Origin of the sequence: Streptococcus sp. FSL R7-0248 (genome assembly GCF_037967965.1) — a bacterium.
GTDB lineage: Bacteria > Bacillota > Bacilli > Lactobacillales > Streptococcaceae > Streptococcus.
The window spans coordinates 1,256,168-1,272,222 of the sequence record NZ_CP150201.1; the positions used below are offsets into that span (position 1 = coordinate 1,256,168).

13 protein-coding genes and 1 pseudogene are annotated in these 16,055 nt (G+C 39.6%); 4 read left to right on the plus strand and 10 right to left on the minus strand.

The features are described 5' to 3' along the window. Nucleotides 1–120: 120 nt before the first annotated feature. The 4 genes from NYE32_RS06030 to NYE32_RS06045 form a co-directional block, all read right to left on the minus strand. Nucleotides 121–651, minus strand: coding sequence for an ECF transporter S component (locus NYE32_RS06030; protein ID WP_156685134.1), 531 nt, complete (start codon nucleotides 649–651; stop codon nucleotides 121–123). Next, complete coding sequence (locus NYE32_RS06035) at nucleotides 641–1,498, minus strand: pyridoxamine kinase (RefSeq protein WP_339156877.1); 858 nt, start codon at nucleotides 1,496–1,498, stop codon at nucleotides 641–643. Before NYE32_RS06035 ends, NYE32_RS06030 begins: the two co-directional genes overlap by 11 nt. After that, nucleotides 1,499–2,008 (minus strand): ECF transporter S component, encoded by a 510-nt coding sequence (locus NYE32_RS06040; RefSeq protein WP_339156878.1) that lies wholly within the window; start codon nucleotides 2,006–2,008, stop codon nucleotides 1,499–1,501. A 137-nt stretch (nucleotides 2,009–2,145) separates the two neighbouring features. Then, nucleotides 2,146–2,676, minus strand: a complete 531-nt coding sequence (locus NYE32_RS06045; RefSeq protein WP_339156880.1) for a DUF5067 domain-containing protein — start codon at nucleotides 2,674–2,676, stop codon at nucleotides 2,146–2,148. Between the two features lie 159 nt (nucleotides 2,677–2,835). Here NYE32_RS06045 and NYE32_RS06050 point away from each other — a divergent pair, with 159 nt between their 5' ends. Then, nucleotides 2,836–4,101 carry a PLP-dependent aminotransferase family protein gene (locus NYE32_RS06050; protein ID WP_073689806.1) on the plus strand — a complete coding sequence of 422 codons (1,266 nt, stop codon included), beginning with the start codon at nucleotides 2,836–2,838 and terminating at the stop codon, nucleotides 4,099–4,101. Nucleotides 4,102–4,141: 40 nt separating this feature from the next. Here NYE32_RS06050 and NYE32_RS06055 read toward each other — a convergent pair whose 3' ends face one another. The 5 genes from NYE32_RS06055 to pheS form a co-directional block, all read right to left on the minus strand. Continuing rightward, complete coding sequence (locus NYE32_RS06055; RefSeq protein ID WP_002891184.1) at nucleotides 4,142–4,480, minus strand: ATP cone domain-containing protein; 339 nt, start codon at nucleotides 4,478–4,480, stop codon at nucleotides 4,142–4,144. A gap of 91 nt (nucleotides 4,481–4,571) precedes the next feature. Next, nucleotides 4,572–5,153: a hypothetical protein gene (locus tag NYE32_RS06060; RefSeq protein ID WP_049545159.1), complete on the minus strand. Its 582-nt coding sequence runs from the start codon at nucleotides 5,151–5,153 to the stop codon at nucleotides 4,572–4,574. Nucleotides 5,154–5,221: 68 nt separating this feature from the next. Continuing rightward, entirely contained in the window at nucleotides 5,222–7,630 is a 2,409-nt protein-coding gene (gene pheT, locus NYE32_RS06065) for a phenylalanine--tRNA ligase subunit beta (protein ID WP_110981467.1), read from the minus strand. 291 nt (nucleotides 7,631–7,921) lie between these two features. Continuing rightward, on the minus strand, nucleotides 7,922–8,440 hold the full coding sequence (locus tag NYE32_RS06070) for an N-acetyltransferase (protein ID WP_110981468.1): 519 nt from the start codon (nucleotides 8,438–8,440) through the stop codon (nucleotides 7,922–7,924). A 16-nt stretch (nucleotides 8,441–8,456) separates the two neighbouring features. Next, nucleotides 8,457–9,500: a phenylalanine--tRNA ligase subunit alpha gene (pheS, locus tag NYE32_RS06075; protein WP_004182138.1), complete on the minus strand. Its 1,044-nt coding sequence runs from the start codon at nucleotides 9,498–9,500 to the stop codon at nucleotides 8,457–8,459. A gap of 439 nt (nucleotides 9,501–9,939) precedes the next feature. On the opposite strand from pheS, the gene NYE32_RS06080 reads away from it, so the two are divergent. From NYE32_RS06080 to NYE32_RS06090, 3 genes and pseudogenes are all read left to right on the plus strand, one after another. After that, nucleotides 9,940–10,137 (plus strand): helix-turn-helix transcriptional regulator, encoded by a 198-nt coding sequence (locus tag NYE32_RS06080; RefSeq protein WP_156685135.1) that lies wholly within the window; start codon nucleotides 9,940–9,942, stop codon nucleotides 10,135–10,137. Between the two features lie 26 nt (nucleotides 10,138–10,163). Next, nucleotides 10,164–10,709 carry a DUF3278 domain-containing protein gene (locus NYE32_RS06085; protein ID WP_156685136.1) on the plus strand — a complete coding sequence of 182 codons (546 nt, stop codon included), beginning with the start codon at nucleotides 10,164–10,166 and terminating at the stop codon, nucleotides 10,707–10,709. A gap of 465 nt (nucleotides 10,710–11,174) precedes the next feature. Next, a pseudogene (locus NYE32_RS06090) lies at nucleotides 11,175–12,424 on the plus strand (ISL3 family transposase). Between the two features lie 95 nt (nucleotides 12,425–12,519). Here the strand turns inward: NYE32_RS06090 and smc are convergent. Beyond that, nucleotides 12,520–16,053 (minus strand): chromosome segregation protein SMC, encoded by a 3,534-nt coding sequence (gene smc / locus NYE32_RS06095; RefSeq protein ID WP_060973254.1) that lies wholly within the window; start codon nucleotides 16,051–16,053, stop codon nucleotides 12,520–12,522. Nucleotides 16,054–16,055 lie beyond the last annotated feature (2 nt).

The window sequence follows — 16,055 nt, forward strand, 5'->3', positions numbered from 1 at the left end:
CAGTCTTCAGCCCTTTCCTTTCTTGACATTAACTCTACTATTTTACCATTTTTTAGTGAAAATTTGGACCTATGCTTTTGGAAAATTAAAAAGAAAAAGCAGGACCAACCTGCTAACTCTTTAGTTTCTCTGTAAAATACGTTTAAAGACAGGATATAGGAGAGGAACCGCAATAATTGTAACAACTGATGTCCCAAAAGTACCACCTATTTTAGTAAGTGCCAATACCATAGCAGCATTTACTGGTAGAGTCGCAACGATACTATTGATAATCGTATACTTAATAAAATTCAAAATAATTTTAGTCACTGCAGCTATGACTCCAATGAGTATGATATTAGCCATTTTGTCATTTGATTTTAGTAGCTTTTCAAAAACAAGATAGAGCACCAGACAGACAATCAAGGATTCTAAAATAGTAATCCAGACCTCAGCAGCATAACCATTGAGAATATCAAACAGTCCTAACCCTACTGTTGCTACAAGGGCACCTTTTTTTGAACCAAAAATCAAAACAGCAATCACAACTAGGGCATTTCCCAAATGGACAAATTGAGGTCCAAAAGGAATACGAATAAACTGTACGCTCACAATAATTAAAGCTGCATACAAACTTAGGATAACTAATTCACGTGTTTTATCACTTTTCATTTTTCTCCTCCAATAGGGCATTAAAACCACTAAATAATAAACCAATATGAGGCTCATAGCATAGGCCGTATTTTAAAGGACGACCATCGGACAGTGTTGATGAAAGAACTCTATCCATGACATCCAAGGCCAAATCACAAACCTTTAGTAAATCTAGGTTATAAAAGTAACCAGCTGATAAGATTGCCGTTAGTAAATCGCCACTTCCATAAAAATGAGATTGATAACTTTTCCTCATAAGATAAGCCGTTTCATTAGTCTCTTTATCAAAATAAGCCAGCCCAATTTTGTCTGTCTCAAAAGAGATACCTGTCACAATAACTTTCCGAGTGCCAAGCTTGGCCAAATCTCTCAAAAGCTTTTCAACAGTGACTTTATCATAGGAACCTGCTTCAAGATATGGAGTATCCGTCAACAAGGCAGCTTCTGTCAGATTGGGAATGATGACATCTGCTTGTTGACAGAAATCTTTCATGGCTTCTACATAGTTTCTATCAAAACCTTGATAGAGACGGCCATTGTCAGCCATAATAGGATCAACAAATAGAGGTATCTCTTTATCGCGAGCTAATTGACCTACAAGTTTTAGTTCTTCTTCTGACTTAAAATAACCACTCACAAGGCCATCTACTGTAAAATCCAAGTGCTCCCACTGCTTACAAAACCCTTTTAGGTCATCTGTAAGGTCCCGTACATAAATATTATTAAAGTCCCCTGTATGCGAAGATAAAAGAACCGTTGGCAAGGGAAGGACTTCAGTTTGACAGGCTGACATGATAGGGAGGCTACTAGTCATAGCAACCTTACCTAGACCAACGAGGTCATTGGCAACAATTACTTTGGTCATCTATTTCCCTTCCCATGTCTTTTTAAACTGTTTAACAAAGCTTGTGTGGAAATAAATGTAATAGGCCACTCCTAAACCAAGAATAGCAGCTACAAGGTCAAATGGAATCTTCATAATAGCATAAGCTGGCGTACCATAGATAAAGGCTCTTCCTAAGCCATAACCTACTAGATCAATAATAGCCCCAAGCAAGAGACCTAAAGATGCCCTAGATTTGCTCAATTCTCCTAAACGCCCTCCAACAATGAGTGCAATAGCAAGAACTTGAAGGCTATGGGTCACTAGAGTTACCCACATAGGAAGAGGGTAAAAGAGAAAATCTCCGATGAAGGAACCTATACCTGCAATAATCACTGCTTCTGTAGGTGGGAAAATTAAACCAACTAGGAAAATAACAATCCCATTAAAATAGAAATGACCACCCGGTACAGGGATGGATAAGAGACTAGAACTCAAAATAATCACAAGTGCCATGAAAAAAGCAGAGAGGGTTAAACGTTTTGCTGACATACCTAAAACTCCTTGATAAATAAATATAGTCTAAGTTTATGAAAATTCTGACGATTAAACAAGATAGTATTTTAGCTACTGTCCGGGTACAGATTTTAGACAACAAAAAACACCACACAAGTATGTGGTGATAAATCTTATTGAGCTTTCTTATCAAAATATTTTACAGGTGCCTTCTCAAGATTTTGGAGTGAAAGTTTAGCAGTCGCATTCGCTTCTGTACCGTAGTCTGAGAAATCAATAACCAAATCATGATCAAAATCCGCAACGGCATAGTCAACAACGATTTCTTTAACTTCCTTAGGAGCAATCTGGGTTTTATTTGCAATCTTATCTCGGTCATCATCCTGAGAAAAGACCATTGTTGCCACCTTCACTTCTTCCTTCTCTTGTTTCACATCAAGGACTACCTTCATCAAAAGAGTGTAAGCATTCATGGTTTCTTTACTTGAGTTGCTAAGTTTATAGTAAACGCGTACAGCTTTTTGACCTTCTGGTGATTCGATTTTAGTTGCAGAAAGAACTTGTACACTAGCATCTTGTCCTGTAAATAGCATTTTGTTTTTATCGTAGGTCCAAGTAGGCTCTTTCTCGGGTGTACAAGCTGACAAACCGATAATAGTCAAGCATGCAAGAGCGAGAAGTCCTAAGATTTTCTTAAAAGTCATTCTTATAATCTCCTTAAACTTATTTGGAAGGGGAATTTAGTTTTACCTTACAACCTTCTTATTATGTCAAAATCTAATAATCTTGTCAAATTTCTCTGGGCCTATTGCTCTGAGAAGGGAAGTAAGGTAAAATAAGGAAAAATCTGTAAGGGGTCAGTTATGAGTATTTATCAAGATATTGTCGAGACCATTATAAAAGATATCCAAAATGGTACTTTAAAAAAAGGGAGTAAGCTCCCCTCTATTCGTCAACTTAGCCAGACTTATGCCTGTAGTAAGGATACAGCTCAAAGAGCACTCTTGGAACTCAAATATCAAAACTATATTTACGCCGTACCCAAAAGTGGCTATTATGTTCTCGAAGGACGCAATGAAGTCGATAATAAGGTCCTTCTTAACCTTAACGATTACAATCAATTAGCCTACGAGGATTTTAAACTTTGTTTGGATGAAAGTTTGGCAGGTCATCAGGACTACCTCTTCAACTATTATCATGAACAAGCTGGACTCAAAGATTTGCTTGAAGCCTTAAAGAGTCGATTAATTGCTGACGATATTTATGTCAATTCAGATCAGATTGTCATAACCTCAGGAAGTCAACAGGCCCTCTACATCCTTTCACAGATGGATTTTGGTAATGGTGGCCACAAAATTCTTTTAGAACAACCTACCTATCATCGCATGAACCAGCTTGTCAACCGTCAAAATCTAGCTTACGAGACGATTAACCGTGGTTTTGATGGTTTGGATTTTGACCGCTTGGAAGAGTATTTTAAATCTGGACAGATTAAGTTCTTCTATACTATCAGCCGTTACTCCAATCCTCTCGGATTAAGCTATAATGCTAGCGAAAAAGAAAAGCTAGCCCAACTTGCCAATCAGTATAATGTTTATATCGTCGAGGATGACTATATGGGAGACTTTAGTGATAGTAAAAATCTCCCTATTCACTACTATGATACTCAAAATCAGACCATCTATATCAAATCCTTCTCCATGACCCTTTTTCCAGGTTTGCGACTAGGTAGCCTTGTTTTACCTCCTAATCTTAAGTCTACCTTTTTGAGCCACAAGGGACTTATTGACTATGATACCAATCTCATCATGCAAAAAGCACTTTCCGTTTATCTCGAAAATGGCATGTTCCAAAAAAACATTAAGAAACTTGGTGACCTCTTTCAACAAAACATGGCTAAAAGTCAAGCAATCATTGACAAATCTAAGGTTAGCATTCCTTATCAGATTTCCCCTAGACATGTGACCTGGCAACTTCCTAAGGAGTTTTCACTTGAAAAATTCAAAGCCCACAAGCAGATTCGTTTTTTAGAATCATCCTTTATTAGACCAACTTCTGAAACTTATCTGCAGATAGGTCATGGACAGGAACTGGAATCCTTTTTAAAAATTTTAAAAAAGACAAAGTGACAATTAGACACAACAAAAGCCATCGCTTGATGGCTTTTGTTTATTTAGTCTGCTCAAAACGTAGGTGTACAATTACTTTGTCACCATAACCGTTACGCTCCAAATCTCGTTGCAAACGGTATGAAATATAATGCTCAGCAATATTGATAAAGCCTGCTTCCATGAGACGATTTTCAACCAATGACTGAATCATGTTGATGGTTGGGCGTTCTACCTGAGCATCTTGAAGATCAAGCACTACTTTTTTCGTAACTTGAGCAAGGTTTTGGCGCCAAGTATCGTCGAGAACATACACAGTCTGTGCTGCTTTTAAGATGGCTTGGTAAATTTTATCAGGATCAAATTCAGCAACTTGACCATTACGTTTAATAATTTGCATGGCTACCCTCTTTTCATGGCTTTTTCTTTTATTATGCAGAGAATTTACATATTTGTCAAGTGCAAATCCCTGAAAGAGCTATCCAGACTGCTTATTCCCAGAATTTAGAAATGTAAACTGGTTTTCCATGTTTATCAAAGGAAAGCGTTGCAGTATAGGAATCTGACTCAGGGTGCCGCATATAATTAGCGATTCTTTTATCGCCGTTTATCAGGTGAATGTCATAAGTCTGCCCGTCAGAACTTTCAAAGTGAGCATTAATCCTAGCACTACTCGTTTTAGACCCAACATGACTAATATCTATTTGTTCAACTTTACCATCAATGGTTTTAGCTATAGGTCCTCCATAATCCTTGTAAATAGTGACGGTAGCTAAAACATCCTCAACCAAAACATAGGTCATTCCGAAAATAAACAGATAAACTATTGGGATGACAATGAAAGATAATTTACTTTGACAAAACTTTTCCTTTTGCCATGCCCAGATATCTTGAGGTGACATGATTAAAAACTTCTTAACATACTGATGAACGAGTAACCTATAGACTAACACTAAAAATGTTAATTGCCCCAAGGGATAAGCAAAACTGGGTAAGCCATCAATAAGTACATTGACTTTATCAGATTCAAAAGTGTAATGTCCCCATACCCCGTCAAAGAACTCTAAAAACAAATTATCTCCTTTATGTAATATCGTCTAATCACTTAAAAATCCATCTTCTCAGATGGATTTTCTAATGATTAACGTACTTCTGCTTCGACCTTTTCAGTGAGAGCTTTAGTAATTTTTTCCATGTATTTAGCAACTTCTTCGTCTGTAAGGTTGTCATTTGGATTTTGGAAGGTAAGGCTATAAGCCATTGATTTCATACCTGAACCAAGTTTTTCACCTGCGTAAACGTCGAAGAGTTTAACGGCAACCAAGCGTTTGACTCCTGCAGAGTAGATAGCATCCAGAACTTCTTGATGAGTTATTTCTGCCTTGAGAAGAAGGGCGATATCACGTGATACTGCAGGGAATTTTGTGATTTCAACAAATGGTTGATCTGGTTGCAAGGCAGCTTCTACAGCACTAAGGTTAATTTCAGCCACATAAGTCTCAGGAATGCCATAGTTTTTGGCAGTTTGTGGGTGAACTTGACCAAGGAATCCAATAGTTTGACCATCAAGCACAATAGCAGCTGTACGACCTGGGTGCATGCTTGCTAGGTCTTTTGTTGGTACATAGTCAACTGAAACTTCAAGTTTATCAAAGAGTGCTTCAACAATACCTTTGGCATAGAAGAAATCAACTGGCGTTGCTTTGGTTTGGAAATCTTTTTCAGCTACAAGACCAGAAATAGCGAAGGCAAAGGTATTGATTTCATTTGGCAATTCCTCTTTTGGATTACCCTTTTGTTCAAAGACCTTACCGATTTCGTAAATGGCAACGTTACTATTCTTACGGTTAACATTGTAAGCAACAGTATCAAGCATGCCAGAAACCATATTCTGACGGAGAGCTGAACGGTCAACAGTCATTGGCCACATCAACTCAGTCAAATTACTTGGTGTCGCAGCAAATTCAACGGCTTTTTCAGGTGTTGTCAAAGCATATGAGATGATTTCAGTCAATCCAGCACCTTCAGCAATGCTACGAACCTTACGGCGAAGTGCTTGTGTTTCAGTCAATTCACCGGCTGTTCCTGCTGCTTCTGGAAGTGTCGTAGGCAATTTCTCGTACCCGTAGATACGTGCAATTTCCTCAACCAGGTCTGCTTGGATACTGATATCCCAACGACGACGTGGTACAGATACTGTGAATTTATCAGCATCACCTGTCAATCCAAAACCAAGTTTCGCAAAGACTTCTTCAATATCTGCAAAAGTCAATTCTGTACCAAGGCGAACATTTACATAATCAAGACTTGTAGAAACTTGAACTGGCTCTGTATCAACTGACCCCGCTTGAACACGGCCTGCAAGCACCGTTCCATTTGCCAATTCTTGCAACATTGCTGCAGCAAAATCAAGCGCTTCAAGGACAGTATCGTTATTGATACCTTTTTCAAAACGTGATGATGATTCTGAACGAAGGTTGAGACGACTACTTGTCTTACGAATTGATTTACCATCAAATACAGCAGCTTCGAGAACAACATTTTTAGAATTGTCATCAATCTCAGTTGATGCACCACCCATAACACCTGCTAGGGCAACTGGTTTGTCAGCAACTGTAATAACAATATCTTCAGTAGTCAATTCACGTTCTTCACCATCGAGAGTCACCAATTTTTCACCCTCACGGGCATCACGGGCAACGATTCGTGAATCTTCAAATTTGTCCAAATCAAAGGCGTGCATTGGTTGTCCAAAGTAAAGAAGAACATAGTTTGTCACATCTACCACATTGTTGATTGGACGGATACCAGCATTCATAAGAAGGTTTTGTAACCATTGTGGACTTGGTTGAACAGTAACATTCTCAACCACACGGCTAGCATAAGTAGCTACTTTATCGCTTTCGATAGCTACTGAAATCTTATCAGAAGCTGGCTTGCTGTCTTCTGTGACTGTTTTTTCTGGGAAGTGAACAGATTTACCATAGATTGCAGCGACTTCATGGGCCACACCACGCATAGAAAGAGCATCAGCACGGTTAGGTGTGATTGACAATTCGATGATTTCATCATCAAGGTCGAGATATGGGAAAATGCTATCTCCAGGAACAGCATCTTCAGGCAAAATTTGGATTCCATCTGCAAATTCCTTAGGAATAATGCTATCTGGAAGTCCAAGTTCTGCCAAAGAACAGATCATACCGAGAGATTCCATGCCTCGAATCTTCCCTTTTTTAATTTTGTAATTGTCCGCAATGCGTGCACCAGGAATGGCAACAATTACCTTGATTCCAGCAGTGACATTTGGAGCTCCACAAACAATTTGACGTGGACCTTCAGCATCTCCTGTATCTACTTGACACAAGTGCAAGTGTGTTTCAGGTACATCTTCACATGACAAGACATGACCAACAACCAATTTAGACAAGCCTTCAGCAGGTGTTTCAACACCTTCCACTTCAATACCTGTCGTCGACATTTTTTCAGCGAGTTTAGCAGTGGTAACATCCACATCAACCAACTCTTTTAACCATTTATAACTAACTAGCATAATAATGATACCAAGCCCGTTAATAGCTCTCAGCAAAAATAGGAAAGGCAACGTTGGTGCATCAGCACCTAGGAGCCTTTATCTTTTTTGCCCAGAGCTTAGGGCGGGTTCAAATCCTTTCTGTATGATTAGGTACAAAACATTCAGATTCAAAAACAACTAATCTCGAACTTTGAGGTCGTATTCAAATCCTTTCTGTAATATAGGAATATGTATAGCTGATATAAGAGAAAGACGAACTGACACGTTTAATCGCCTTATAAACTCCTCTCTATCAACTTAATAATCGGTTTATAGTTTTAATTTAAGCAACCAGTCACAGTCTACTTTACCGTCACCAACCGGAAAATTGTGTTCTGCAAATTTTTCAAAGCCATATTTATCGTAAAAAATCTGTGCTTTGAAATTTCTTTCCCAAACACCCAACCAGGCCCAATCACAACCTAGATCACGGGCTTCCTGCAATGCAAATTCAAAGAGTTGCTTACCCAAACCCATGCCTTGGAAGGCCTGACTGATATAAATTCGTTGAATTTCAAATGCATTGTCCAAATGCTGCTCTGTTTGAGCAGAACCAACATTGGTCTTTAGAAAACCTGCCTTTTCACCATCAACGAGAATGAAAAAGTATCGCGATTCTTCATGAGTGATTTCATCTAAGAGAACTTCTTCAGAAAGTGCGGAGTCGAAGTAACCTTGCAACTGGGCCTCGGTGTTATCATGAGCAAAAGTCTCTCTAAAGGTGTCTTCGGAGATAACTTTTAATTCTGCTACTTCTTCCGGAAGAACCTTACGAATAACTACTGACATGACAACCTCCTAAACCTTATTTAAACTGTTCTGAGAAACGAACATCCCCTTGATAGAAACCACGGATGTCGTTGATACCATAGCGAAGCATGGCAATACGTTCTTGACCAAGACCAAAGGCGAAACCTGAATATTCTTCAGAATCAACACCTGACATCTCAAGCACTTGTGGGTGAACCATACCAGCACCAAGGATCTCAATCCAACCTGTCTTTTTACATACGTTACATCCTTTACCTCCACACTTGAAGCATGACACGTCAACTTCAACTGAAGGTTCAGTGAATGGGAAGTAAGAAGGACGCAAACGGATTTGACGTTCTGCACCAAACATTTTTTGAATAATCATCTCAAGCGTTCCCTTAAGATCACCCATTGAGATGTTTTTACCAACGACCAAACCTTCGATTTGGTGGAACTGGTGGCTGTGAGTCGCATCATCGGTATCACGACGGAAAACACGTCCTGGTGAGATCATCTTAAGAGGACCCTTAGAAAAATCGTGTTTATCAAGTGTACGAGCTTGAACAGGACTTGTGTGAGTACGAAGCAAAATTTCTTCCGTAATATAGAAAGTATCTTGCATGTCACGCGCTGGATGGTCCTTAGGCAAGTTCATACGTTCAAAGTTATAGTAATCTGTTTCAACTTCAAAACCATCAACGATTTGGAAGCCCATACCCAAGAAAATATCCTCAATTTCTTCAGCTGTTTGGCTAAGAATATGACGGTTACCAAGTTTGACTTGGCGTCCTGGAAGGGTTACGTCAAGACTTTCAGAGTCAAGTTGAGCTTGAATTTTAGCGGCTTCAACAACTTTAGCGGCTTCGTCAAAAGCTTCCGTCAAAACGTCACGAACTTCGTTGACCATTTTACCAACTTTAGGGCGTTCTTCATTAGGAAGGTCTTTAAGCCCCTTCAAAAGATCCGTCAAAGAGCCTTTTTTACCCAAAACTGCAACACGCAATTCTTGTAATTCTTTAGAGTGTTCACCACGCATTTCAGCCAATTTAGCCTGCGTTGATGTTTTCAACTCTTGCAATTGTGTTTGTAAATCCATGAGATTCCTTTCTGATGTAACAATTTCGAATCGCAAACAAAAAACCACATGCCAAAACTCCAACCCGGAGCGTTGACACGCGGTACCATCCGTTTTTTATCTGGTTACCCAGACCTTGATTCGCCAGTCGTTTTCATGAGTGAATTCGCCAAACTTCCCTTGAGGAGGCTTCCAGTCCATGGCCCCCAATCCCTGTCAATTTCCATAAGGTTACTAGTCTCTACGACTTCTATTCAATTACTATCAATTTTACCAAAAAAACAAAAAGCTTTCAAGAGCTGACAAAGAAACCTTTAGTTAATGCCAAAATGGAAAATATGTCTAAGATAATTGACATACCTATATAAACGTGCTACAATTATGTCAGATAAAGTTGACATAATTAATAAATTGCGACTTACAGCAACACATTAGCTTGTCTTTCAGAAGGAGGCCCATTATGAATCATGTCAGGGAATTTAGAAAGAATATGGGGCTTTCACAATTAGAACTTGCAAAGTCTATTGGCGTTTCCCGACAGACCATTAACATGATCGAAAATAACAAGTATAACCCAACACTGGAGCTCTGTCTAAATCTAGCTAAAGCACTAGACACAGATCTTAACGGTCTCTTTTGGGATGGAAATTGCGAATAGAGATATAAGATAGAAAGAGGTAAATCATGATTAAAGAAACTTTCACTGACAAACTCATTAAACGTTTTTACGGTATCACAGGCCCTTTAGATGAACAAAAGCGCCAACAGGTTGATCGAATGGGTAACATGGCTTTCGTTGTTCTCTTCTATATTTTAATTTTTGGTAATTGTATTGCCTTATTTCTAAGCTTTAAGTATCCCGAACTAGTGGCCCGTATTTATCCTATCTTACTTTTGACTATCATTCTGGTAGTTAGCGGTGTCCTTACTTATAAGTTTAAGATGAGTGCTGTAAACGCTATTGACGAGGAAGAACTGACTGAGAAAGAACAAAAGCAACTTAAACATGCGGGCCTTAAGTCAGGTTTATACTTTGGCGTATATATGTTCTTAGGCATGCCCCTGATTCAATTACTAGTTAATCATAAAGACTATTTGACAGAATTATTCTCAGTCCGAAATATCCTGTCAGGCATTTTTGACGCTATCCTTTTTGGGGCTATCATGCAAGGCTGGGTAAATGCTCGTATCAAACAAGCCAAATCTCAAGCTGAGAAAGGTGACCAATAAAATAATAAAGACAAAGAAAAAATCCAGGTTTCCCAGCCTGGATTTTTTGCTCGAAAGAAGACTTCTTAGACTTGTTTACTCAAAGCCTAAATGTGTCCAGAAAATCGTATCTTAACACATACACTATAACTAACTTCAAAAAACACCATATCCCCATATGACATTTCCTTAAATATTGTAACATGTCAGTGCAAAATGACAAGTCACCCTCTCTCTCATAAACCCTAAAATCCTAATCATAGCCTTTGTTAAGCCATTTTACGCAATCGATTGCGTAATTTTGAAAGCGCAAACTTAATGTTTTTCTGAAAGTCCTTACAAATTTTTTGAGACTATGAAAAAAGGGCTCTATAATTTCTGTAGTGGGTAAAACTACTGTAGAGATTATAGAGCTTTTTGAATGCAGACAAAAAGTCCCATAAGAACTATAATGAAAAGCAACCAAACCATCATTAGGAAGAACTTATGAGACTTATTAAGAATACCACAGAATTAATCGGAATTAAAGACCAAAATATCAATATTTCACTTGTTTTTGAAACTGATACTCATATCGAGATTCAAGCAAAACTCGATTCCCCTGCACCATCATGTCCTCATTGCCATAGAAAGATGATCAAGTACGACTTTCAAAAGCCTTCTAAAATCCCTCTTCTTGAGCAAGCTGGAACTCCAACACTACTACGTCTGAAAAAACGTCGTTTCCAGTGTAAAAGTTGTAGACGAGTCACGGTAGCTGAGACATCTATCGTTGAGAAAAACTGCCAAATCTCCAATCTAGTCCGACAAAAGGTTACACAACTCCTAACTGAGAAGGTGTCATTAACGGATATTGCCAGAAGACTTCGCGTGTCAACGTCCACTGTCTATCGTAAACTCGACCAGTTTACTTTCAAGGAACATTATGACAAACTCCCAGCTATTATGTCCTGGGATGAGTTTGGCTTCAAGAAAGGGGAATTGGCTTTTGTGGCACAGAACTATGAGACAAACGAACTCATAACTATACTTGATAATCGCTGCCAAACTACTATACGAAACTACTTTTTGAAGTATCCATTGAAAGTCCGACAACAGGTACAGTTTATCACTATGGATATGTCTGGAGCTTATATGCCACTGGCTCGCAAGCTCTTTCCAAACGCCAAAATCGTTCTTGATCGATTTCACATTATTCAGCACCTTGGTCGAGCCTTTTTAAAGACAAGAATTGCGATTATGAACCAGTTTGATAAGAAGTCGCTACCTTATCGAGCTTTAAAAAATCACTGGAGACTCTTCCAAAAGGACAGCCGTAAGTTATCTCTCAACCCTTTTTACTCAAAGACCTTCCATCAAACATTATGCCCACATGAAGTCGTTGAGAAGACACTGAATTTCTCAGAAGAACTCACCAATTATTATAATCTCTATCAGCTTTTGCTTTTTCACTTTCAGGAGAAGAGGGGGGATGAGTTTTTTGAACTCATAGAGGAGAATATAAGCAAGGTCAATCATTACTTCAAAACAGTCTTTAGGACTTTTCGTAAACATAAACAATACATCAAAAATGCACTAGAAACACATTACTCAAATGCAAAATTGGAGGGGACCAATAAGCTTATCAAAGATATTAAACGTCTGGGCTTCGGTTTTAAAAATTTTATCAACTTTAGAAAGCGTGTTTTCATCACTCTGAATATACAAAAAGAGAAGACCTATCTGGTCCTCTCTAGATGTTAGCTTTTCGTCACCCACTACAGTTGACAAAGAGCCGAAAAAAGATAGTGATAAAGCTATCAACTATCTTTCATGAAAATATAATCTATTTTTAGTCTAAATCAAGGTCTTTTAGTTTGACCGAAACGATTTTCGAGACACCTGATTCCTGCATGGTTACCCCATAAATAGAGTCTGCCGCAGACATCGTTCCCTTACGGTGGGTAACTACGATAAACTGACTAGACTTGTCAAAACGATTAAGGTAGTCACCGAAGCGTTTAACATTGGCTTCATCCAAAGCCGCTTCTACTTCGTCAAGGATTACAAATGGAATGGTCTTAACACGAATGATGGCAAAGAGAAGGGCAAGAGCTGACAAGGCCTTCTCACCACCAGACATAAGGTTAAGCGATTGAATTTTCTTACCTGGAGGCTGCACAGAAATTTCTACTCCAGCCTCTAGGAGATTATCTGAGGTCAAAATCAAGTCTGCTGAACCTCCACCAAACATCTGGGTAAAGGTCTGTTTAAAGCTTTCTCGGATAGCCTCAAAGGTTGCTTTAAAGCGTGATTTCACTTCATCATCCATATCATTTATGGTATTCAGAAGGAGACTCTTAGCTTCGAGCAAATCATCCTTTTGTCCGTTCAAGAAATCAAGACGTTGCTTAACCTCTTCAAACTGGGCAATAGCATCCACATTGACCGGACCCAAAGCTTTAATCGAACGCTCAAGACCTTGCAGATTCTGGCGTGTTTGTTCGACATTGTCAAGAGGACTAGCCTGACCTTTGGCGACTTCAAGTGTCATCTGATAATCTTCAGCCAACTGAGTCGCAAACTTACGAAGCGATTGACTAATCTGACTTTCACGTTCTTCCAAGCGAGTCTGCTGACGAATCAAGTCCTCGTTACGATTGCCAGCTTTAGCCAAACGCTCCTCCAAGTCTTCCAACTGACCTTCGTAATCTTGCACCTGAATCTTGGCACGGACAAGAGCTTGCTCCAAATCGTCCTTACGTTGGACAGCTTCTTTATGCTGTGCTTGCAAATGCGGAAGGCGGTCAGTTTGGTCATCATTGACCTGGTTATTAAGGAGCGCTTTAAGACTATCCGATTCCTTCATTAACTCAGACAAGTCGGCTTGAAGACGATTACTTTCTGTCTTAGCAAAACGCAATTCTGCTTGCAAATCACGTTCCTTCAACTGAAGTTCAGATTGCTTGTCTAAGAGAACCTGTTTTTGTTGGCCAAGTGCGTCTTTGTCTTCCTTAATAGCCTCAATACGGTCGTTAATGGTCTCACGCTTGGATGCAATTTGTGCTAACTCTGCTTTAAGTTGTTCAGCCTTATCTTGAAGATTTGCCCCATCAGTTCCCTGAGAATCCTGTTTGAAACTATCCACTAGGTTTTGATTTTTCTCCGCCTCTGACAAGGCTTGTTGGTGTTCTAAGTCTAGTTTTTGCTCTTGCAGACGAGCATTTTCACCATCTACCTTAAGGTCTTCTAGCTCTTTCTGTAGAGCCTTACGTTTGATTTTGAGGGCTTCAACTTTGGATTCACTATCACTTAATTGAGCCTTAATCTGGTTAATTTCAGAAGTCAATGCATCCAGTTCAGGCTTGATAAAGAGGTTATTGTTTTGTTTGTTGGTACCACCAGCAAAGGCACCACCAGGGCGAATTTCAGAACCGTCAAGAGTGACCATACGCACTTGGAAACGAACAGCTCGAGCCGCTTTATTAGCATTGTCAATGGTATCAAAGATTGCTGTTACCCCTAGGAGGTTTTGGAAAATATTAGATAAGCGGTCCTTATAGGTAACCAAATCGGAAGCCATACCAATAAAGCCTGGTGCATTGGCAAGACTTTGAGCAAATTGTCCATTAAGTTGACGTGGTTTAATAGTAGTCAACGGCAAGAAGGTCGCACGTCCCTGACGATTACGCTTCAAGTAGTCAATCGAGCGCTTAGCAGCCGCTTCATCCTCGACAATAATATTTTGCCCGCTGGCTCCCATAGCAATCTCAAGAGCTGTCTGATAGCGCGTATCAAAGGTCAAGTGTTCACTGACAGCGCCAATAATTCCTTGAATAGATTGGGCATTTTGAAGGACAGCCTTAACCCCTGCAAAGAAGTTAGAATGATTTTTTTGGATAGACTCTAAACTTTGACGACGGGCATCTTTACTTTTAAGGTGATCCATGAGGTCAAACATCTGCTTTTGAGCCTCTTGATAGTCCTTATCAATAGTTTGATAAGCCTGAGCCTTTTCTTTGTAGCTAGCTAGGAGGCTTTGAAGACTGGCTTGGGCTGCTTGATAAGCTTTTTGGGCTTCGCTAGCTACTTCCTGAGCGGAAAGCAAGTCTGCCTGAGCTTGTTTATATTCTTCAGCCTGTGCCTCTAGTGCTTGAGTCTGATTATCCATGTCGTGAGTAACCTGAGTCAAACTGTTGGAAACCTTAGCTTCCTCCTGCATCAGACTGACATAGTCCTCACGTAAACGTTCAATAAGCGTATCTGGATCATCAGAAAATTGCTCCAGTTCTTTTTGAATAGCAACTAACTCTTGGGCAATAGTTTCCAACTCCGCATTCAATTCGACTTGGCGATGATTAACCTTATCTAGAGATGCCTGAGCTTCAGCTTTCAAACTCTCTAGCTCACTGAGACGAGCTTCTGTTTCTTCTTTTTTCTCTGAACGTTGCTGACTCTCCATGGTATAGAGATCAATTTGGCGCTCAAAGTCACTAATAAGACGTGTGACATCCACCAAGGTTTGTTGGTCAGAAGAAATTTGTTCTGAAATTTGATGGCGTTTCTGCTTGAGCTCTTGGTTTTCAGTCTCTAGACGATGACGTTCCTCATAATAGCTGGTTAATTTTTCCTTGACCTCTGCCAAATCCTCTTGAGTCTGGCTCAACTCAGACTTACCAACTTCAATATCGTGGACCAAAAGGTTAAGCTGAGTCTGTCTACGTTCCTCATCTAATTCCAAATAACGTTTGGCTGTAGCTGCTTGCTTTTCAAGTGGTTTAACCTGACCATCTAGCTCGTAGATGATATCTTCCAAACGATCAAGATTATCTTGAGTTTGATTAAGCTTGCTTTCGGTCTCCTTCTTACGTGTTTTATATTTAAGAACGCCAGCAGCTTCTTCGAAAATAGCGCGGCGCTCTTCGGGTTTAGCATTAAAAATAGCCTCAACACGACCTTGGGAAATAATGGAAAAAGAATCACGCCCTAAACCTGTGTCCATGAAAAGGTCATGAATATCACGTAGACGAACCTTACGACCGTCAATCAAGTAATCATTGTCACCGTTTCGATAAATGTGACGCTCCACACGAATGGTTTCACCAGCACCCACGATAAAGCCATCACTATTATCAAGAGTAACTGCCACTTCTGCATAGTTGAGTGCCTTACGAACCTCTGTACCTGCAAAAATAACATCAGGCATCTTGCCCCCACGCAAACTCTTGGCAGAGGATTCTCCCAAAGCCCAGCGTAGACTCTCTGTAATATTTGATTTTCCCGATCCATTTGGACCTACAACGGCTGTTACTCCCTTGTCAAAGACGACTTGCGTCTTATCCGCAAAGGATTTAAAGCCCTGCATTTCAATTGATTTCAAATACATGC